This is a genomic window from Leptospira noguchii serovar Panama str. CZ214 (assembly GCF_000306255.2).
In the GTDB taxonomy this organism is placed as follows: Bacteria; Spirochaetota; Leptospiria; order Leptospirales; family Leptospiraceae; genus Leptospira; species Leptospira noguchii.
Genome location: NZ_AKWY02000024.1, coordinates 135,935 through 156,353, shown reverse-complemented (window position 1 = coordinate 156,353; position 20,419 = coordinate 135,935). Strand labels below are relative to the sequence as shown.

The 20,419-nt window shown below is 35.3% G+C and carries 17 protein-coding genes and 1 tRNA gene; 10 read left to right on the top strand and 8 right to left on the bottom strand.

The window, feature by feature from the left end; translation table 11 throughout:
• Positions 1-442: 442 nt before the first annotated feature.
• Positions 443-1,552, bottom strand: coding sequence for a tetratricopeptide repeat protein (locus LEP1GSC059_RS14360; protein WP_002177490.1), 1,110 nt, complete (start codon positions 1,550-1,552; stop codon positions 443-445).
• Between the two features lie 428 nt (positions 1,553-1,980).
• Here LEP1GSC059_RS14360 and ilvB point away from each other — a divergent pair, with 428 nt between their 5' ends.
• Positions 1,981-3,690 carry a biosynthetic-type acetolactate synthase large subunit gene (gene ilvB / locus LEP1GSC059_RS14355; RefSeq protein ID WP_002177473.1) on the top strand — a complete coding sequence of 570 codons (1,710 nt, stop codon included), beginning with the start codon at positions 1,981-1,983 and terminating at the stop codon, positions 3,688-3,690.
• Positions 3,687-4,172: an acetolactate synthase small subunit gene (gene ilvN, locus LEP1GSC059_RS14350; RefSeq protein WP_002146836.1), complete on the top strand. Its 486-nt coding sequence runs from the start codon at positions 3,687-3,689 to the stop codon at positions 4,170-4,172. The genes ilvB and ilvN overlap by 4 nt, the downstream gene beginning before the upstream one ends.
• 478 nt (positions 4,173-4,650) lie before the next feature.
• Here ilvN and LEP1GSC059_RS14345 read toward each other — a convergent pair whose 3' ends face one another.
• The 3 genes from LEP1GSC059_RS14345 to LEP1GSC059_RS14335 form a co-directional block, all read right to left on the bottom strand.
• On the bottom strand, positions 4,651-5,058 hold the full coding sequence (locus tag LEP1GSC059_RS14345; RefSeq protein WP_002177438.1) for an acyl-CoA thioesterase: 408 nt from the start codon (positions 5,056-5,058) through the stop codon (positions 4,651-4,653).
• A 741-nt stretch (positions 5,059-5,799) separates the two neighbouring features.
• On the bottom strand, positions 5,800-6,963 hold the full coding sequence (gene hemW / locus LEP1GSC059_RS14340; protein ID WP_017214375.1) for a radical SAM family heme chaperone HemW: 1,164 nt from the start codon (positions 6,961-6,963) through the stop codon (positions 5,800-5,802).
• Positions 6,960-8,702 (bottom strand): glycoside hydrolase family 3 protein, encoded by a 1,743-nt coding sequence (locus LEP1GSC059_RS14335; RefSeq protein WP_051196109.1) that lies wholly within the window; start codon positions 8,700-8,702, stop codon positions 6,960-6,962. Before LEP1GSC059_RS14335 ends, hemW begins: the two co-directional genes overlap by 4 nt.
• Positions 8,703-8,763: 61 nt before the next feature.
• On the opposite strand from LEP1GSC059_RS14335, the gene LEP1GSC059_RS14330 reads away from it, so the two are divergent.
• The 5 genes from LEP1GSC059_RS14330 (at position 8,764) to clpX (ending at position 12,788) form a co-directional block, all read left to right on the top strand.
• Positions 8,764-9,396, top strand: coding sequence for an arylesterase (locus LEP1GSC059_RS14330; RefSeq protein WP_002177496.1), 633 nt, complete (start codon positions 8,764-8,766; stop codon positions 9,394-9,396).
• 62 nt (positions 9,397-9,458) lie between these two features.
• Positions 9,459-9,530, top strand: a tRNA-Gly gene (locus LEP1GSC059_RS14325).
• A gap of 34 nt (positions 9,531-9,564) precedes the next feature.
• Positions 9,565-10,920, top strand: coding sequence for a trigger factor (gene tig, locus LEP1GSC059_RS14320; RefSeq protein WP_002177563.1), 1,356 nt, complete (start codon positions 9,565-9,567; stop codon positions 10,918-10,920).
• Positions 10,917-11,513: an ATP-dependent Clp endopeptidase proteolytic subunit ClpP gene (gene clpP, locus LEP1GSC059_RS14315; RefSeq protein ID WP_002146840.1), complete on the top strand. Its 597-nt coding sequence runs from the start codon at positions 10,917-10,919 to the stop codon at positions 11,511-11,513. The genes tig and clpP overlap by 4 nt, the downstream gene beginning before the upstream one ends.
• Before the next feature lie 12 nt (positions 11,514-11,525).
• Complete coding sequence (gene clpX, locus LEP1GSC059_RS14310; RefSeq protein WP_017214373.1) at positions 11,526-12,788, top strand: ATP-dependent Clp protease ATP-binding subunit ClpX; 1,263 nt, start codon at positions 11,526-11,528, stop codon at positions 12,786-12,788.
• Positions 12,789-12,796: 8 nt separating this feature from the next.
• Here the strand turns inward: clpX and LEP1GSC059_RS14305 are convergent, their stop codons facing one another.
• The 4 genes from LEP1GSC059_RS14305 to LEP1GSC059_RS14290 form a co-directional block, all read right to left on the bottom strand.
• Positions 12,797-13,324 carry a hypothetical protein gene (locus LEP1GSC059_RS14305; RefSeq protein ID WP_051015939.1) on the bottom strand — a complete coding sequence of 176 codons (528 nt, stop codon included), beginning with the start codon at positions 13,322-13,324 and terminating at the stop codon, positions 12,797-12,799.
• A 10-nt stretch (positions 13,325-13,334) separates the two neighbouring features.
• Positions 13,335-13,733 (bottom strand): hypothetical protein, encoded by a 399-nt coding sequence (locus LEP1GSC059_RS14300; protein WP_002177469.1) that lies wholly within the window; start codon positions 13,731-13,733, stop codon positions 13,335-13,337.
• Between the two features lie 1,027 nt (positions 13,734-14,760).
• Positions 14,761-17,052 carry an inorganic phosphate transporter gene (locus LEP1GSC059_RS14295; RefSeq protein WP_002177427.1) on the bottom strand — a complete coding sequence of 764 codons (2,292 nt, stop codon included), beginning with the start codon at positions 17,050-17,052 and terminating at the stop codon, positions 14,761-14,763.
• 156 nt (positions 17,053-17,208) lie between these two features.
• Entirely contained in the window at positions 17,209-18,255 is a 1,047-nt protein-coding gene (locus LEP1GSC059_RS14290; protein WP_002177497.1) for a serine/threonine protein kinase, read from the bottom strand.
• A gap of 110 nt (positions 18,256-18,365) precedes the next feature.
• Between LEP1GSC059_RS14290 and LEP1GSC059_RS14285 the strand changes: the two genes are divergently transcribed.
• The 3 genes from LEP1GSC059_RS14285 (at position 18,366) to LEP1GSC059_RS14275 (ending at position 20,380) form a co-directional block, all read left to right on the top strand.
• Positions 18,366-18,764 carry an RNA recognition motif domain-containing protein gene (locus tag LEP1GSC059_RS14285; protein WP_002177514.1) on the top strand — a complete coding sequence of 133 codons (399 nt, stop codon included), beginning with the start codon at positions 18,366-18,368 and terminating at the stop codon, positions 18,762-18,764.
• Positions 18,761-19,150, top strand: coding sequence for an FKBP-type peptidyl-prolyl cis-trans isomerase (locus tag LEP1GSC059_RS14280; protein ID WP_002177436.1), 390 nt, complete (start codon positions 18,761-18,763; stop codon positions 19,148-19,150). Before LEP1GSC059_RS14285 ends, LEP1GSC059_RS14280 begins: the two co-directional genes overlap by 4 nt.
• Positions 19,151-19,258: 108 nt before the next feature.
• Positions 19,259-20,380 (top strand): sensor histidine kinase, encoded by a 1,122-nt coding sequence (locus LEP1GSC059_RS14275; protein WP_017214369.1) that lies wholly within the window; start codon positions 19,259-19,261, stop codon positions 20,378-20,380.
• Positions 20,381-20,419 lie beyond the last annotated feature (39 nt).

The following is a 20,419-nucleotide window of genomic DNA, read 5'->3' as shown; positions in this document are numbered from 1 at the left end:
TAAGATGCTTTCTCATTTTTTGAGAAGTAAATAGATAAAGTTGTATATAGAAAAAATGAGATTTTTGTCCTTAACTTTCGAATGACTTGTGTGATATAAAATAATTGCAAAAAATAGAATATAATGAAAATATATTACTTGAGGCTCTGTAAAGAAATACAGAAACATTGTCTCTAAACTAAAATTATTCCGAAATTTATTCTGTTGTATTTGGATCAGTAAGAATTGAACGGATCAAAAATTGATTTTTGCGTTAAAAGATCGCTAATCATTTAGGAAAACGGATGCGAAAATTAAAATGCGATTTTAGTTTTCAAAACTCACCAAATAAATGATATGAGTTTTGTTTTTGTGGAATTAAAAATAATATCCTTAAGTTAGGACGGAAATTCTAAAAGATACCTTCCCCTTGAGATAGTATTATCATGAAAGAAAATGGAAGTTATTCGCCTCGAATACTTTCAAGTTTATGTTTGATTTCTTCGTTCAGAGGTTGTTTTTTTTGAAAGTCTTCCAATAATCGAATTGCTTCCGTAGGTTTACCCATTTCAACGTGTAGATCAGAAAGTTCTAAAAGAGGTCTTGGATCCATCGGAAATTTTTTATGTAGGTCTAGATAAATTTCTTCTGCTTTATCTTTTTTACCAATTAATTTAAGAGAAGAAGCTTTTCCAAGAAGTGCAAAATAGTCTTCTCCTTCTGCTAAAATTTTGTTAAAACATTCCAAAGCTTTGTCGAATTCACCCATACCCCTTAAACTATCCGCATAACGGTTAATAATGAGTTTATTGTCTGGATCAAATTCTAGAATTCTTTCCCAATATTGATTTGCTTTGTGGAAATCTTTTTTACCTCGATAACTTTCTGCAAGACCGTATAACGCAAAAAAGTTTTTTCGATCTAATTCCGCAGCCCTATGGTAATACTGAATTGCTTCGTCATAGTCTTTGATTTTACGATAGGAATTTCCTATTTCGGTTAAAATTTTAATATTGTCCGGTTGAATTAAAAGTAGTTTTTCCCACCAATGGATCGCGTCTTTATATTTTTGACAGGCGAAATAAAGATGACCTAAACCCACGATCACATACTGATCTTTAGGATTGATCTGTAAAGCTTGCATATAATAAATTTCTGATTCTTTAAAGTTCTTTAATTTTCTGTGTGCGTCCGCGACTCGGCTTAAAATCGAAGCGTCCGTGATAGTGATGTGTCTGTATTCTTCTGCTACTTCGATTACTCTGGAAAGAAGATTCATTTCGCGATAACAATTCATCAATCCCATGAGAGAAAATTTATTAGAAGGATCTTCTTGGATACATTTATGATAATATTCGATAGCATTCTTATAGTCTTTTTTCTTAAAAAACAGATCTCCCATTCCCACTAAGCCATAAGTATTGTGTGGATCTTTTTCCAGAAGTTCTTTTAACTTTGCTTCTGCTTTTGGAAACTGGTGTGAGTCTAAAAGTTTATAGGCTTCTTTAGCGAGTCCTTTGATGACGGCAAATTGTTTATCCTCTTCTTCTTTTTCCACGTTAGGATTTTCCATTTGATTCTCTCTTTTAAAGTTTGTTTTCTTCCAAATTTAGAATTCGCATTATTATTTTTGACGCACTAGATTGATTGAATATTCTTTTGAGCTTAAATATTCTGTAAAGAAAATAAGAACGTATGATTCTACTCTCAAAATAAAAAGTGATTTGAATTTAGAAACTAGTCCATTTTGTCTATTGGATTTTGGAAAAAAATTTCTGCTTTTGTTTTTATAAAAATTTTTTGATTCAATAGAAGAAGAGTAGAGTTCATTCTACAAATGACGTTTTGTGTGGATTCAATTTTAAAAGATTCATTCACTTTTAAAGTTTCTAAAACAACCTAAAACCACATTTTTCTCAAAAAGAGTTGAGGATTTGAAAATACGGTTCCTCTTGACAGTAGCCTTTCCGTTATCTTTATGGACGTTAAGGGGGAGAAATCATGTCTGCAGAATCAGGAAGAGTAACCGGTGCCAGATTGATGGTGGAACTTCTGGAAGAATACGGAGTGGATGTCGTTTTTGGATACCCTGGCGGAGCCATTCTTCCCTTTTATGATGAAATTTATAAGAGTAAAAAAATCAAACATATCCTGGTAAGACATGAACAAGGTGCGGTTCACATGGCAGAAGGATATGCAAGAGCGACAGGAAAGTTAGGGGTTTGTATTGCAACATCTGGACCGGGAGCAACTAATCTAGTTACCGGACTTACTGATGCAAAGATGGATTCGGTTCCGATTCTAGCCATTACGGGACAGGTGGCTACGAATGCGATAGGAACGGACGCTTTTCAAGAAGCGGATATTTTTGGAATTACCATACCGATCACAAAATACAATGCTCTGATAAAATCGGCAGACGATATAGCAAGGCATTTTGAAGAAGCCACCTTAATTGCGTTAGGTGGTCGCCCAGGACCAGTTTTATTAGATTTTCCTAAAGATGTACAAACAGAACTGACTAATGTAAGAAAAGCTTCCCGATTAAAAATTGCTCCTCATCATTATAAAAAACCAACGGTTAGCGGAAATTTAGAAGAATTTGCGGAAGCGATCAATCGATCTAAAAAACCTCTTTTGTATGTAGGAGGAGGTGCGATTAACGCAGGTGCTTCTAAAGAAATTTTAGAATTAGCTACTAAAGGGGGGATTCCGGTGACAACAACTCTGATGGGGCTAGGGTCTTTTCCGGGAACTCACTCCTTAAGTATTGGAATGTTGGGAATGCACGGAACCGCTACTGCAAATAAAGCAGTATTAGAATGTGATTATATACTTAATTTAGGAGCTAGGTTTGATGACCGGGTTGCAAAAATAGGAGAATTTGCGGAAAAAGCGGTTCGAGCGCATATTGATATAGATACAGCGGAGTTTAATAAGCGAATTCAGGTGGATTACCTTTTACACGGGGATTTAAAAGACACGTTAAGTGCTATTTTACCGTTTGTAAAAAAACAAGAACGTAAGGAATGGCTTACTCATCTTCAAAGTCTAAAAAAAGAACATCCCTTGGATTTTGACAATTCTGGAAATGAAATTAAACCACAGGATTTTTTGGAACGTCTTTATAAAAAAACTCAAGGGAAAGCAATTGTTTCGACGGACGTGGGCCAACATCAGATGTGGGCCGCTCAATATTATCTTATGGATGAACCAAACAATTGGCTCACTTCTGGAGGATTGGGGACGATGGGTTACGGACTTCCCGCCGCGATTGGAGCAAAATTTGGAAGACCGGATAAAACTACCATTTGTATTTCGGGTGACGGGTCGATTCAAATGAATATTCAAGAATTAGCAACTATCGCAGCGAATAAATTGGGAGTAAAAATTCTAGTATTCAATAATAACTTTTTAGGAATGGTTCGTCAGTGGCAGGAATTATTTTACGAAGAAAGATTCTCAGAGTCTGAGTGGAATTTTAATCCTGATTTTGTAAAACTCGCAGAAGCGTATTCTATTCCCGCGATGAAAATTTCAGATAAATCGGAAATAGATAAAGCGATTGAATTTTTCACAAAAGACGATGGAGCCGTATTTTTAGAAGTAATGATACCAGCAGAGGAAAAAGTATTTCCGATGATACCAGCTGGAAAGTCTCAAAAGGAAATGATCGAATTTAAAGATTTCGCCGGATTAAAAAAAGTATGAAACATATTCTAAAAATTCTGGTAAACAATCATCCCGGAGTTATGAGTCATGTATCCGGACTATTTACTCGCAGAAGTTATAATATAGATTCGATTGCGGTAGGTGTTACCGTAAATCCAGAAATTTCAAGTATGGTGATCGTAGTCAAAGGAGACGAGGCTACGGTAGATCAAGTCAAAAGACAACTTTTAAAACTTCCGGATGTTTTGGAAGTGGAAGATCTTGCATATCACGATTGTGTAAGTAGAGAACTCGTTTTACTTGTAGTAAAACTTACCGAAGCGACTAGAACGGAAATTCTTTCTGTATGTGAGGTCTTTGAAGCAAAAATAGCGGACTTAACACATTCTTCTTTAACGATAGAGTATTCAGGAAATTCCCGCAAAGTAAATGCGATCGTAGAAATCATGTCCAAATATGGGATCGAAGAAATTGTTCGTACCGGACAAATTGCAATTCGTTACAGAAGTGTCGGGTCTTAAACTTTACAAGTCGTTTCCTAAAATGTAGGAACGCATACAGAAATTATGATATAACCTATCTTAAAAATATTTTATCTTTGTTTAAAATACCGAACTCTAAGATATTTTTGAGATGACTTGTATTAAAAAAAATGCTCAAAAACTATAAATTGTGCATACGACGATTTTTGTAGGAATTCCCGCAAATCACGATTTTACAGATATGTTTGGAAATGTGGGAACTGCCACTTATAGAAAATTTTTGCTTGTTTTATTACGCCGAACCCACGTTATTTTAGAGCTGTAAAAGATGAATTGTAACATCATTCTATAAATTCCGAACTATAATAAATGTGGTAGTTCCCACAGTTACGTCTTTTTAGACTAATTACGATTTTATAAAGTTCTCTTTCTCTAAGAAATGTAGTAGTTCCTACATTTTCAAAAAGATTTTGTTTTATCGATAAATCCAATTGATCTTAAGGTTTTAGAATAAACTTTAAACTGCTCTTAAAGAAACGGACTGTTTCCAAGGTCTGTTTCGATTGGAATCAAAAAGAATACAAAATGAATTCGAATTACAAACAACTCTGCTGTCTGATTTTCGGATCAGTTTCTGAATAATTCTGTAACGTGCGTTTGTAATGGTCCTAAATTCGGTTTGAACTAAAATCGAATCCGGAAAATGGATCTGACCTCTATAATCGCTTTCCGACCAAAGCACAATTGGTTCGATATGAGTAAGATCTAAGTTTTGAGAATTCAATTCGATTTCTCTGAGAGCTTGTTTTCTGGCTTCGTTCAAAAAGAGTTGTACATTTTCTAGATTTAGGCTTCTGTCCTCGTTACAATGATGGTTTTCAACGGAAATTTCAAAGTAATGTATTTTTGTATTCGTCGTTATCATCCTATTTTCCCTAACTGTTAGAATAAAAAGAATTGCGCCGTAAATTTGCTCAATGGATTTTTTTTCGGAAAGTTTTGAACAAATATAGATAGTTTGGGTACAAAACAGTGCAAAATCTATTTTTTTATGTATTGATATACAGGTTTGATTATAAATCTGGTATATATTGAAAATTGTATACAATTATTTTTGAATATTACCCAGGTACGTTTAAAGATTGAAAATAGGCCGAATTTACTTTTATCAGTGGATTTATAGTTTAAATTAGGTCATTTTAATAGAATTTTATCTAAAAAGTCAGCATCTGTTGTTTCAGTCGTAACTTTTTTAAACTGTTTCTACAAAGACTGTGTAAAATTACTGAAAACTTAAATTTTGACTGCTCGATTCAAATGATAAAATAGAAGTGCTTGTTTCTTGGAATCAAATAAGAAAGTGTTCAAAAGAATTGTAAAATAATATGAGTTCGACGTAAGAAAACCCGGGCGACTTCGTGCCATAAGCAGCCTTACCGGGCTCTCAGCTCCGGTCAAGTTATTGTGAAATTATAAAATCAAATTCAATTTTCATAAAATACCAATAACTTGACTCCACAACGCGACCTGTCGAACGACCTAAAACGCTTTCGTAAAAAGCGTTTTGCTTTAGTTCGGGGGAGTGAGACGCTGAGTTCAGGAAAGCGTTTTGCTTTAGTTCATTCATCGATTCCCTTACGCCGAACTCATGTTAAAATAGATTCGATTAATAAGAGGTTAGTTCTAAAATTTTAGAATCTAAAAATAAAACTGCTTCTGGTTTCCATTGAAAAATCCCATTTGAAAATTCGCAGAGTCCGGATTCTTGAAACTTTCTTAGCCGCAGATCTAAAATGTGACTTTGATCTGGAATCAATTCATAAAAACTTTTCATCGAAATTGGTTGGAATAAACGAAATAAAGATAAAACCAATTCTTCATAGAAGTCTGGTTTTGTATATTCTTCGGAAAAATACTTTCTTTTATAAGTATCTACGTTTTTAGGATTAGAATATCTTCCAGAAGGAAGAAAGCCGTGCGCTCCCGGACCAATTCCCAGATAGTATTCCATCGTCCAGTATTTGAGATTGTGTCTGGAAAAAAAACCAGGTTTAGAAAAATTGCTAACCTCGTACTGAAATAATTCATAAGGCGAAAGTAAGTCAGGTAAAAGTTTTAAAATTTTTTCTTGGATCTCTTCTTCTGGACCCGGAGAAATTTTATCCATTACCTTTCTGGAATATTCCGTTCCTTTTTCCACGGTAAGCGCGTAGAGGCTGATATGTTTTCCTCCAACAGACAAAACCTTTTGAATGTCTCGTAGTATTTCCTGAATCGTTTGACCCGGAATTCCATAAATTAAGTCTGCGGAAAAATTGGAAATCCCTGAGTTTTTCACAGTTTCTAAAACTTTTTCATAACGATCCGGGTCGTAATATCTTCCTAAAAATTGAAGTTTTTCCGGATCAAAACTCTGAATTCCCACGGATATACGGTTGATTCCGGCTTGTTCAATGGACTTTAAAAAATTTGGAGTAATATCCTCCGGATTGCATTCTATAGTAATTTCTGAATATTCTGAAAAATTAATATTATTTCGTAAAAAAACGATTAGATCCGAAATTTTAGAAACTTCTGCTCTGGAAGGGGTACCCCCTCCGAAAAAAATAGTGTCAAATTCTAAGTCAGAAAAGAAAGGATTGTCCGAAATTCTTGTTATAATTTCTTCTTTGTATCTTTGGAAAAGTCCGGTTTCGTCCGGGATTTGATTTTTACCGTTTCCTACGGAATAAAAATCACAATATTCACATTTTTGAATACAATAGGGATAGTGTATATAAACTCCGGGTCGTCCGACCTTAGAGATCGGATTTCCGGAATCGTGTATCATGGTTGTTGGGACGCGGTTTTTTCGTTTTCACCTTTTAAAATTAGATCTACGACCGGAATTGTAGATTTTCTTTCTAGTACTGAATACAAAAGAGCCTTTTTAGATTCTAACGTAGGGGAAAAGGAAAATAAAATTTTAAGGTTTGGAAGAATATTTAATTTTAGAAATGGACTTCCGTAATGAAGTGCAACTACTTCTAAGTTAGAATAACGTTTTGCAAGTTTTGCGGCGAGTTCTAATTCTAATTGACTGAACGTAACTACTACAATTCGTTTGAACTTATTTTGTTTTATTAGCGTTGGAATTTTTGAAAAGTTTACATTTAGAATATTCTTTTCTTCTAATGCAGTTTCAAATTCTTTTCCACGGACTGAAAATATTGTCTCTTCCATTTTGACTGAACTAGGATCAAATAAAGAAGGAAAAGAGACGATCGAAGCTCTGGAAATTTCCGTGTTTAGGTTAGGAGAAAAAATTTCTGAAAAGTTTTTTTCTCTTTGTGCAGTTTGGTTTTGAAAAAAGTCGATTTCTTTGATTTCTAAATCGGATAGTTTTTCTTTTGATTCCAATTTTTTAGAAGAGAATTCGTAGACAATTCCATGTTTTAATTTTAATAGAATTTGTCTGTATACTGCTTCTTTTAAAAGATCCCTTTCTCCTTTTTGAAAAATTCCATTTTTATATGCGGTCAAAATTTGATTTTTCATATCTCTGGTGGTTTTTCCCCAACTAGTCATGAGAAGTATATCAGCTCCTGCTAATATAGCAAGAACCCCAGGATCCTTATCTTTATAATGTTTATCGATTGCATCCATTTCCATTGCGTCTGTGATGATCACACCTTTAAATCCCATTCTTTCTCTTAAGATACCTTTGAGAATTTTAGAGGAAAGTGTAGCCGGAAAATCAGGGTCTAACTTAGGATATACGATATGAGCGCTCATAATAACTTCTGCGCCTTGTTGGATCGATTCTTGAAACGGAATGAGCTCCATTTTTTCCAATTCTTCTAAAGTCTTATCAATCTTTGGAAGTCCTAAATGGCTATCTACGTTTGTGTCTCCGTGACCAGGGAAATGTTTGATTGTAGGAATAGCTCCGCCGATTCTTGCTCCTTTTTCGTATCCAATTCCTGCGATAGAAACCATTTCTGGAGTACTTCCCATAGAACGAGTGTTGATGACTGGGTTATCTGGATTGTTATTGATATCTAAATCGGGAGCAAAAACAAAATTTAGTCCTAGTTTTCTAAGTTGGTAAGAAGTTACAAAACCTACCTTATACGCGTAGTCAGAATTTTTGGTTTGTCCTAAAGCCATTGCACCCGGAAACTGAGTGACTCCGTCTCTTACTCGTAAAACTCTTCCACCTTCTTGATCCACTGAAATCAAAAGAGGTAATTTGGAAAATTCTATACTCTTCTTTTGTAACTCTAAATTCAGATTTGAGATTTCTTCTTTTGTGCCTAAATTGATTCCGAAAAGAATAATTCCCCCAGGTAGAATTTCTTCGATTTCTTTCTCTGCAGTTTGATCTAAGATTTTGCCGGGGATTGACACGTGGATTACCTGTCCCGACAATTCTTCGGGACTCATCTTGTTTACGATTTCTTTGGCTTGGAATTCTAAATATCCATCCAAACTGTTTGCTTGTAGATCTTGTTGATAAGAACTTACATAATAGAGTATGGTTAGGAAACCCAAAAGAAGTAGGGACACAAAAAGAAAACGTCGGATCATAGTTTGACAGAATAAGAAAACCGGAAATTCTGTAAAAACAAATTCCGGGAGTAGGCGATCTATGTTTTTTTTCAAGATCCTGATTTTTATTTTAGGTTGTTTCTTTTTTACTTCTATTCATTCGGATTCTAAAACGATCCGAATATTATTTTTTGGAGATAGTCTTACAGCGGGTTTTGGTCTTAATTCTCCCGAAGAAGCGTTTCCTGCGCTTTTAGAAAAAGAACTTTCTAAAAAAGGAATTATTTCTCAAACGATCAACGCGGGTGTAAGTGGGGATACAAGTTCCGGAGGGCTATCTCGTTTGGATTGGGCAATGTCCTCCGAATTTGATTGGTTCGTCTTAGAACTAGGAGCCAACGATTCCATGAGAGGAATTTCTCCGGATCAAACCGAAAAAAATTTAAAAGAGATCATCTCTAAAGTGAGAAAGAAAAATTCGAAAGCAAAGATTCTTCTCTTGGGTATGAAGACTTTTCCAAATTTAGGAAAAGAATATAGAAAAAAATTCGAAGCCGTTTTTCCTAAAATTGCAAAAGAAGAAAATTTAATTTTAGTTCCTTTCTTTTTAGATGGAGTTGCAGGAATCAAAAATTTAAATCAGAAAGATGGAATTCATCCGACTGCAGAAGGACATCGTATTCTTGCTAAAAATCTAATTCCGTTTTTTCAAAAAATTTTGAAGAGTAAATGATTCTCCAAAAAGTGTGTTTACACCTTACTTTTCCTATAAATGATGGATCTACCTAAATGATCGCGGGAATAGCTCAGTGGTAGAGCACCTCCTTGCCAAGGAGGGGGTCGCGGGTTCGAATCCCGTTTCCCGCTTTTTCTTTTATATCACCCTTCCCCAGGTCGATTCATGGATTATAAAACAAAAAAAAATTCTAACGCTACCGTTGATATTAAACTTACATTCGAAGCTTCTGACATAGAAAAAGCTTTTGATAGAACGTATGAGGAAAAACAAAAAAAAGTAAAAATTCCAGGCTTTCGTCCGGGAAAAGCTCCTCTTAACATGGTCAAACGTCATTTAGGTGATAGTGTGGCAAGTGATGCGATCAATACTTTGATCGTAGACGGAATGACTTCTATTCTTTCGAAGTTGGAACATCCAATGATTCGATTTCCTAAATTTGAAATTCAAGATTATCAACCGGGTAAAAATTTGATCGCTACTGCGGTTTATGAAACTACTCCGGAAATCAATTTGGGAAAATATAAAAAAATAAAAATCAAACTTCCAGAAGTTTCCGTTTCTGATTTAGACGTTTCCGAGGAAATAGAAAAGATTCGTAAAGATCTCGCTCGTAAACAGTTAAAAGAAGAAGGCCAGATTGCAGAGTCCGGGGATATTATTGATATGGAATATACGGTTTGCGAAAAAGGTCAGGAACTTCAAAATCCAGGTAATACATCTAACGATTATCATTTAGGTCATGAAAATAATCTGAAAGGTTTTGATGAAAATCTCTATGGAATGAAATCTGGAGAAAAAAAAGAGTTTGTACATAAGTTTCCGGAAGACTATTCTCAAAATGAAGTCGCAGGAAAGACATTTGAATATTCTGTTACGATCAAGGCTCTTTATGCGAACATACTTCCCGCCGTGGACGATGATCTTGCTTCCGAGTTTGACGGTTCTGAATCTTTAAACGTTCTCAAAGATAAAATTCGTAAGAATTTGAAAGAAGGTTTTGAAGATAGAGTTAAAAACAAAAAGTTAGACGAGATTTATAAAGAAATTATAGACGATTCCAAATATGTTTTCCCTGAATCTTATCTTAAAGAAGAAACAGAAAACGTATTTCACAATATGATTCATGAATTCAAACTTCCTCATATTACAATGGAAAAATACGCGGAGATGGTTCAAAAGGATATAAAGGAAATTCAAGAAAGTTTTCAAAAATTGGCTGAAACTCGTCTTAAACATTATTTTACACGTCAAAAAATTGCAGAGACCGAAAATATTTCTTATTCTGAGCAAGATTTTGATGCAGATTTAGAAAAACTTGCATCAAGTTATCAAATTTCACTGTCCGATCTTAAAAAAGAACTGGAAAAAGGAAAACTCATGGAACAATATCGGGAGAATTTTTTCGCAAAAAAAATAGATAATACACTCTTTGGTCTTGTAGAAAAGAAATATACTGACAAATTGAACATTGGGCAGATAAAAGATTATCTTAACCAAAAGGAAGAAGTGAAAGCATGAGCGTAATCCCGTATGTGATCGAACAAACGAGTAGAGGAGAAAGATCGTACGATATATTTTCCCGGCTTTTAAAAGATAGAATCATATTTTTAGGGAATGCAATCAACGACGACTACGCAAACGTGATTACGGCTCAATTGTTGTTTTTAGAAGCCGAAAATCCAGAAAGGGATATTTATCTTTATCTCAATTCTCCGGGTGGATATGTTTCTTCTGGTCTTGCAATTTATGACACGATGCAGTATATTAAACCGGATGTAAGAACGCTTTGTTTAGGTCAGGCTTCTTCTATGGCGGCCTTACTTCTTGCGGGAGGGGCGGCTGGAAAACGTTCTGCGCTTCCCAATTCAAGAATCATGATGCATCAACCGATGGGTGGAGCTACTGGCCAGGCGAGTGATATTGAGATCCAAGCAAGAGAGGTACTCAAGCTGAAAGAAATTCTCAATTCTATTTATCATAAACACACAGGAAAAAGTGTGGAACAGATTCAAAAAGATACAGAAAGAAATTTTTACATGACAGCAGAAGAAGCGAAGAATTACGGAATCATTGATACAGTAATTCAGATCGATCGTAAACAAACTGAATAAAGGAGCTTCCACTTGGCTAAGAAAACACCGGGAAACAACGGTAAACAAAAACTATTCTGCTCTTTTTGCGGAAAGGAACAGGATGCGGTAAAACGTTTAGTCGCTGGACCGGGTGTTTATATTTGCGACGAGTGTATTTCTCTTTGTAATGAAATTATTGCAGAAGATCACGAACATTCCCACGAAAAATCGGAAATTTTCAGCGAGGTTCCAAGTCCGGCGGACATCAAGACCATTTTGGACCAGTACGTGATCGGACAAGATCACGCAAAAAAAGCGCTTTCTGTAGCGGTTTACAACCATTACAAAAGAGTGAATCTCAAAGAAAAGAAGTCAGACGTAGAAATCGAAAAATCGAATATTTTATTGATTGGACCAACCGGAAGTGGTAAAACCCTTTTGGCTCAAACTCTTGCCAGAATTATCAAAGTTCCATTTGCGATTGTGGACGCTACTGCTTTGACGGAAGCCGGATATGTGGGAGAGGACGTAGAAAACATCATTCTCAAATTGATCCAAAATGCGGACAACGATATTAAAAAAGCAGAAATTGGTATCATATACATAGACGAAGTAGATAAGATTGCGCATAAATCGGACAGCGCATCTATTACTAGAGATGTGAGCGGAGAAGGTGTACAACAGGCGCTTTTAAAAATTATCGAGGGAACGGTGGCTAACGTTCCTCCTCAAGGTGGAAGAAAACATCCGCACCAGGAATATTTACAAGTAGATACTAAAAACATTCTATTCATTTTAGGTGGAGCTTTTGTAGATCTTCCTAATATCATCAAGTCCAGAACTGGGATTAAAACGATTGGTTTTGGTTCCGAAGAACAAAGAATTCAATCGGAAAACAAGGATACTTTGATGGGACAAGTGATTCCGGAAGATCTGATTAAGTTCGGGTTGATTCCGGAATTTATAGGAAGACTTCCTATCGTTGCTACTTTGCAAGAGTTGGATGTGGATATGCTTCGGCAGATTTTTCGTGAGCCTAAAAATTCAGTTCTCAAACAGTATACTCGTCTTTTGGAACTCGAAAACGTGAAACTTACTTTTCATGACGAAGCGATTGATAAGATTGCAGAACTAGCGATTAAAAGAGAATCCGGTGCCAGAGGATTACGCGCTATTGTGGAAAACATAATGTTGGATTTGATGTTTGATATCCCTTCTCGTAAAGATATCGAAGAAGTAATTATCACTGCAGAAGTGATCGCAAACAGAGTGGCTCCTACTTTGATTCTCAAAAAAGAATCTAAGATCGCTTAAATCTAAAATTAAAGATTCACTTCTTGAAAGGTGATTCCGGTAAACTTTTCAGAAATCAATTCTTTTTTGGTTTGTGGACTTACAAGTAGAATGGGACTTTTTTCGTTACCGGAGCCGAATTGTAAGTCCGTTTTATAAAAGCCTCTATATAGTGGAATAAAGCCATCTTTTAAGAATACGGGTGTGGCTCCTGTTATGGATTCGTAAAAACCGCAAACTTTGCATAAATTTTTGAATTTAGTTTTTCTACGAACCGAGTCAAATGCTACCGATCGACGTGGCAGAAATGTATAGAAGTCCGAAAAGTTTTTTAATTTAACCAACTCAATATCATTCTCATAATGAAATCTAAATATAAAATCTCTCACTTTTTGAGAGACGATACAAATTCCGTCATATGTGTATGAAAAGTCAAAATACGATTTTTTAAGTTCAAAAAGAGGGTTATCCCAGTTTAAGGATTTTCTATAACCACAAGACGAACAAATATGCAATTTTGTTAATGTTTCAAATAGATTAGAACCAGAGCCATACATATAACTATCATTATCTGTAATATTTAAAGAATAGGCGATTATCATGGGTTATATGTTTTTTCATCAACCTAAAACTGTCTATTATTTCGGATCCAGTCTCTGGAAGGATTTCTAAAATATTTGAACTTTTCATAAAGTTTGTGAGCAGCTTTCCGGAATCCAAATATTTTGATTTCCGCTTCGTCGATTTCTGCAAATTGTCGGTAGGGGTTTGTATTAGTTCCGACTGATCACCGCACCGTTTGTGCAATTGCCACTTAGATTTTTCTACGTTTTTTAATGCAAAGATTTTTTCGGCCATTTCCGGATCGGTAAATCCAGCATCAATATAGGATTTTTTTAATATACTTTCGATTTCTAGATCGTATTTGTTTTGATCTTTATTATAAAGTTGGATTTCGAATAGCATCTTTCTCTTTCTAGGATTTTTTATTCTAACATAAATTCGGTTTAATGAATTCATTTTTCTGAAAAAAGTTGGGATTTGAATTTTACAAATCGATTCTTAAAATGTGGGAACTACCACATGAACATTAGTAGGGGAAATCTGTTTTAAACTTCAATATGGATCAATGTGACTTAGTTTGTAGGAACTACTACATTTTATTAAAAATTTCTAAAGAATTATCATAATTCTTTGAGGTTTTGAGACAAGTCTAAATACAAAACGACATAGTGTTTTTACACGAACTCAGTTTAAAATAAGTTTTTTATTTATCCAATCAAAAATATATATGAGCGTTCCTGTGAGTTTATAAAGTGCAACCACAGGCCGGGCTCTCCTCTCCGGTCAAGTTATTTTAAGTATATTTTATTATTGTAATGTATCAATATATTGACCATGCGTCGATTCTTGATGTAGTATTGGTCTGTTTAAGCGAAATTATTATAATGTGAATTCGATGTGAAAATTTTTGTTTTTGAATTTAATTGGAATGCCCTAAAAGTAGTAGTTCCGACCAAAATTAAAATTCGTATTACACTGATTGATATTCTTGTAATCAGCTTTCAAGGATAGTTTTATCATATTTTGTATAATGGTATTAGCTTTTGTGGTAGATTTACAAACTTAAAAATCAACGAAAGGTCTTGGACTTTAAATTTTAAATCTCATGTTCAGAACTATATATAAAGTATTCGTATTTTGTTTTAAAACAGGTTTTTGTAATGGAAGTTTACGGCACTTAATTTTATAGAACTCAGTAAAGTCGTTTTCTCATTAATTTTACAGTAAAACTTTTATAAAATGTAAAGTTTCCACAATCAGAATAAAGAAAAACAAATACAAGTTGTGTTTATAAAAAAACCGCATCATTCTTTTGGAACGAGGCGGTTTTTCTAAAGAAAAGTTTTTCATCCGAAACAGATTGTTTTGGTTTTGTATCGGTTTATCTTGTCACGATTTACTTTTGTAAATCGTGACAGAACAAAAAGATTTATTTCTTCTTTCTCTTTTCTTCTGCTTTAAAAGCGAGAAGAGATTTACTTTGTAATTCTATTTTTTTCCTTTCGGTCCAAGGAATTGCCACGCTCAATTCTTCCGCGAGAGAAAGAAGATTATCGTTGATGTCTATCAGTTCGTCTATGATCACGAAGTAGGAAACGCTGGATTTGAGTTTGCTATCTCCTTTTTTAATCCGTTTCATTTGACTTTTGTAGATGTTCTGTTTGATCTTTTCTAAATTTTTGGTTTTCTTTTCTGATCTGGCTTTTTCTAAAAGATCCGGAAACTTGTCGGAATCTGCAATTAGTTCCATCAGATTGGTAGCGGATTTTCTAAGTTCCTTTACTTCTTCTTTTTCATCTTTGGAAATTTCGTGAAAGGAACTGATACCGTTTGAAGAAGTTCTAAGAATATTCCAAATGCTTTCTGTAATTCTATCTAAGTGATTGATAGATTCTGTGATAGGATGAATCGAAGAAAGATCTTCTTCTTCTAAATATTTATTTGCAATTGATAAAAAACTGGAAAGAGAGTTTTCTCTCATCTTTTTTAAATCTTTAAGAAGTTTTTGGGTTTGTTTGAAATTTTTCTTTTTACCGTTGATATAACCTGCACAAACGTTATTCAAAGCTTTTCGAGCTACGTTTAAACTTGCAAGCATAGACGAAATTGTTCTGGAAAGAGCTCTTTCAGGATGTTTTCTAAGAGTGATTAATTTTTCTAGATTTTCGTCGTAAGCTTCTTGGCGTTTTTTGTGGATTCTTCCAAAAAGGAATATTAAAAGTGCTGCAACTAATACTAAAACGATTACCGAAGAAAATCCAAAAATATACAAAATGGAACCAATTAAACCAGCAGTTGCAGAAGCGATAATGGCTGTAAAAAACCAACCTCCCACAACGGTAAGAACTCCGCTGACTCTATTTACTGAATTTTCTTTGTTCCAAGCCCCGTCGGTAAGAGAGGTACCCATCGCCACCATAAAGGTAACGAATGTAGTGGATAAAGGAAGTTTGTAGAGAGTTCCGATCAAAATCAGAGCACTTGAAATTTGAATGTTCACGGAAGCTCTTAGTAAATCGAACGCCTCGGTTTCGTGCATTCTGACGATTTCGAAGGAATTTTTTTGTTCAAAACGTTTTCCGATAAAACTACGTACTTTTGCGGGAAGAATTGCTTTGATTGGAGTGTAGATTCCGAGTGCGATTTGAACAAAAACACGCGCTACTAGACTAGTATTAAAACTTTCTAATGTTTCACCTTGAGAGCCTAAGGTGACTTCGGTTTGTGTGACAGATTCTGCCTTTTTAGAAAACCAAAGTGAAAAGAGCATAACACAGGCCGCACCTAAAAGTATAAAGTTCGGGGTCTGAACGCTTTCCGCAAGTCCGGTCGCTAAAATGCTAGCGTCCCCTCCTGTCTGTTGGATCAAAGTCCAAGTAGTAAAACTTGCTAAAGGAACTCCTATAAAATTGACCAAGTCGTTACTTGCAAAAGCCATTGCAAGAGAGCCAGTTCCGACTAAAACTAAGAATTTTAGAATATTCCATTCTAATAATACTAGAATTTGAAATAGAACGGAAAACCCTACGAAACTAATTAGAAGAATATTTGTAAAATTTTTGTTCAGATAATCTATGATTTCTTTAGGAATAAACGTGGAACCTTTCATTGCAGATAAAAGAGTGAAAAATATCACGGTAGTAATGGAAAGTCCTCCAAAAAGTCCTCCAAAGTATTTCATTGAATTCTTTAAGTTGAACGAAAAAATGAATCGGAACACGAATTGCAAAATGATTCCGGAAAAAAATGCTACGATCACACTCGTTACGATTCCAAATATGATTTTAAGAGCGCTTTCAGAATTGATAATCTGAAATGCTCCTTGCAGAGTACCGGTTTTTAAAAGTGCGATTGCAAGTGCTGCCCCTAAAAGTTCGAATACTAAGGAGACCGTAGTAGAAGTGGGAAGTCCAAGAGTGTTGTAAAGATCTAAAAGTACTATGTCCGTAAGCATAACTGCTAAAAATAGGAACATCAAATCTTGTAGTGCAAATCCGCTTGGATGAAAAATCCCTTTTCTGGCAACTTCCATCATACCGCTGGAAGAAAGGGCACCTAAAATGATCCCAATTCCAGCAACTATCAGAATGATTCTTTTTGAAGATGCTTTGGAACCTACGGCGGAGTTGGTAAAATTTACCGCATCGTTAGAGACACCTACTAAGAGGTCGCCTACGCCTAGGATTGCCATGAGAACGACTATGATTAAAAAAAAGTCCATGAACGCTTCCGTTTATTGTTTTGTAGAATCTACAATTTTCGCTTTGACTCTTGTTTAGAGTTCTTCTTGAGTCTTTTGAATCTAAGAAACCGGACAACTGAAATTTTGTCTGGAATCAGTACTGAAAAATTACTTTTCTGTTACAAAATCAATCGGTTAGTCTTCTAAATCCCAAAAAAAATCCCGATTGGTAAGTTCTTTTTCTTCTGAAATCGATTCTGTAACAGAAAAGAAATTTTTACTTCCAGATAAATTTAGAATTAGATTCAGTTGTTCTTTTAGTTCTAAGGTTTCTTTTTCCCAATATTCGTTTCCTGCAAAATGAGGAAACGCGGTTGGAAACGAAGGGTCGGAATGAAACCGGTTGGCAATCCAAGCGGAATAGTGAACAAATCTCATTGCTCTAAGAATTTCTACTAGATCAAACCAAGAGTCGTCAAAATCTCTAAACTCTCTATAACCAGAAAGAATAGATTCTCTTTCTGCAAGCGCTTCTTTTCCTTTGGAAAGTAACATCCAAAAGTCTTGAACCGCAGGGCCTTGCAGACAATCGTCGAAGTCTACAAAGAACCAACCTTCTTTTCCAAAGAGTAGATTTCCTTTATGACAGTCTCCGTGAATTCTATGCAATGGAACCGATTTTATACTTTCTTGGAATAAATCTAAAATTCGATTTGTGGTTTCTAAATATTCTTTTTTGCAACTGGAAGGAATCCATTCTCCTTGGAGTAAGTTTTCTAGTGGGTCGGTTCCATAGGTTTTAGAATTGAGTGTGATCCTATGTTTGAATGATTGGGATTGGCCTACGTTATGAATTCTGGCAAGAAGCCTTCCTATCATTTTTAGATTTTCGGGACTCAGTTCATCGGGGGATCTGCCACCGATACGGGGCCAAAAAGAATAGAATATTTTTTCCTGAAACGAAGATAGGCTATTTCCATCTTGAAATAAGATAGGAGAACAAACCGGAATTTCTTCTTCTTTTAGGTCTTGTAAGAATTTATGTTCTTCTAAGATTTGTGTCCGATTCCATCTGCCTGGGCGATAGAATTTAGAAATAATATGGGAGCCATTTTCTAGTCTGAGATCAAAGACTCTGTTTTCTAAACTATTGAGAGCCATACAATGGCCCGAAGGTTCATAACCTGCTTTTTCGACCAAGGTAAGAATTTCACCGGGGTTGAGTTGAAAAAAGTCCGCCACAATTCCATGTTCTTGTTTCCTGTTTTCTTGGAAATTTTTTTATAAAGAACATAGAATCTGAGCGTTTTGTTTCGATACAGATGGAATTTAGTTTTCAATAGAATTAGATTTTGCAAATTGATTCCCGAGAAGGAAAAATCATGAAGATATCAGTAGGAAATCTGCCTCAGGAGCTGACCGAAGACGAACTAAAAAAGATTTTTTCGGAATTCGGAACCGTTCAAGAAGTGCATATTAAAAAAGATAAAACCACAGGCCGTTCTTTATCTTATGGATCTGTCGAAATGGAAGATTCCGCCGGAGCAAAAGCAATTGCGGGATTGAATAAAAAAGAAATCCAAGGAAAACAAATCGCCGTGGTAGATTCCGAGGAATTAAAAAAAGAATTCGAAAGAAAACAATCCCTAAAGAATGGAGGATCCTCCGGTAAAATTCAAGGAAACCAAGCAAAGACTGGAGGTTTTTCTGGATCTGGTGGGGTTAGAAGAACCGGGGGAAGAGGAAAATGAAATTTACACGTTTAATATTCATCTTAGTGATTCTTTGCATTGTAGTAGTTCCTACATTTGCGGAAGACTTAGTCATCAAAGAGATTCGTATCGGGACTGGAAAAGAAGCCTTTTCAGGTTCGAACGTTACGGTTCATTATGTAGGAACACTGACCAACGGTAAAAAATTTGATAGTTCCAGAGACAGAAAAACCCCTTTTACTTTCAATTTGGGAGCGGGGGAGGTAATCAAAGGTTGGGACAGAGGAGTTCGAGGAATGAAAGAAGGTGGGATTCGCAAACTTACAATTCCTCCAGAATTAGGTTATGGTTCCAGAGGAGCCGGGGCTGCAATTCCTCCGAACTCTACTCTCATTTTTGAAGTTGAATTATTGAAAGTGTACTGAGTTTTTTTCTTTTGTAGTAAATTTTACCGAATTTTGACATAGGATTCGGTCCTCTTTCCAGTTCTAATCTATTTCAGAAAGGAGAAGCCTTCGATAGCTTAGAACTGGATGCCTTACAATTTTTTTGAAAATTTCCCTTTACCAGCTTGTATTTTAGAGCCGTCTCTTTTGATCCAAAAAGTGAATTTTGCTTTTTGCAAAACCATAGGTTATTCAAAAGAAGAACTAGAAGGAATTCTAAATTGGGATCAAATCTGCGAATTTAAAGACGCAAAATTCCATTTTGCCGATCCATCCCTTTGGCCTTGTACGAATCTACCGAATGAAAATCCTTCCCATTCTATTTTACTTTTTACAAAGGATGGGATTCAAAAAGAATGTTCCGTTTCCTTTGCTTTTGATCGCGAAGAGTTGAGAATTTTTGCCTATTTAGAAGTTCCTCAGATTTTTGATAAACCAGCCGTAAGATTTGATTCCCTAAAAACTTCTGAAGCAGAGAAGAATTGGGAAAAACCAAGCGTGGCTTGGGTTCAAAAAGAAAAATTAGATGCGATCGGAACTCTTTCCGCTGGGGTTGCACATGAAATCAACAATCCTCTGATGGGAGTGATCAACTACGCTGAAATGATGGTTAACGGTATCGAAAACGGAAATCCTCTTCGTAAATATGCAGGAATTATTTTACGGGAAGGAAATCGAATTTCTGAAATCGTGAAAGATATGCTTACATTCACTCGAATCGAAAAAGAAGAAATTAAAATTTATGATATTAAACCTATTTTCGATTCCGCATTTGGTGTGATTAAAACCTGTATCGATAAATCAAAAATCGAAACGGTTGTATCCGATTCGGAAGCCCCTATTTTTGCTGCTTGTTCCGCTGGGAAGTTGAGAAAGATTTATTTTAATTTACTTACAAATGCAAAAGATGCAATCGAAAGTAATTCCGACCCAAACCAAAAAAGAGTTGTGAGAGTTTCTTGGGAAAAATTGAAAAAAGAAAATAAGGATTTTATACGCACCGTCATAGAGGATACTGGAATCGGTATTCCGGAAGAAAATAGACATAAACTTTTTGATCCTTTTTATACTACAAAGGACATCGGAAAAGGTACTGGTTTAGGACTTACGGTTTCGTATAACTTAACTCGCGAAATGGGCGGAGAACTTTCTTTTGAAAGTGGGAACGGAGAGACTCGCTTTTATCTGGATCTTCCAGAATCGATTTGAAAGATTCTTGACTTTATAGGAGGACGATCACATCCTAAT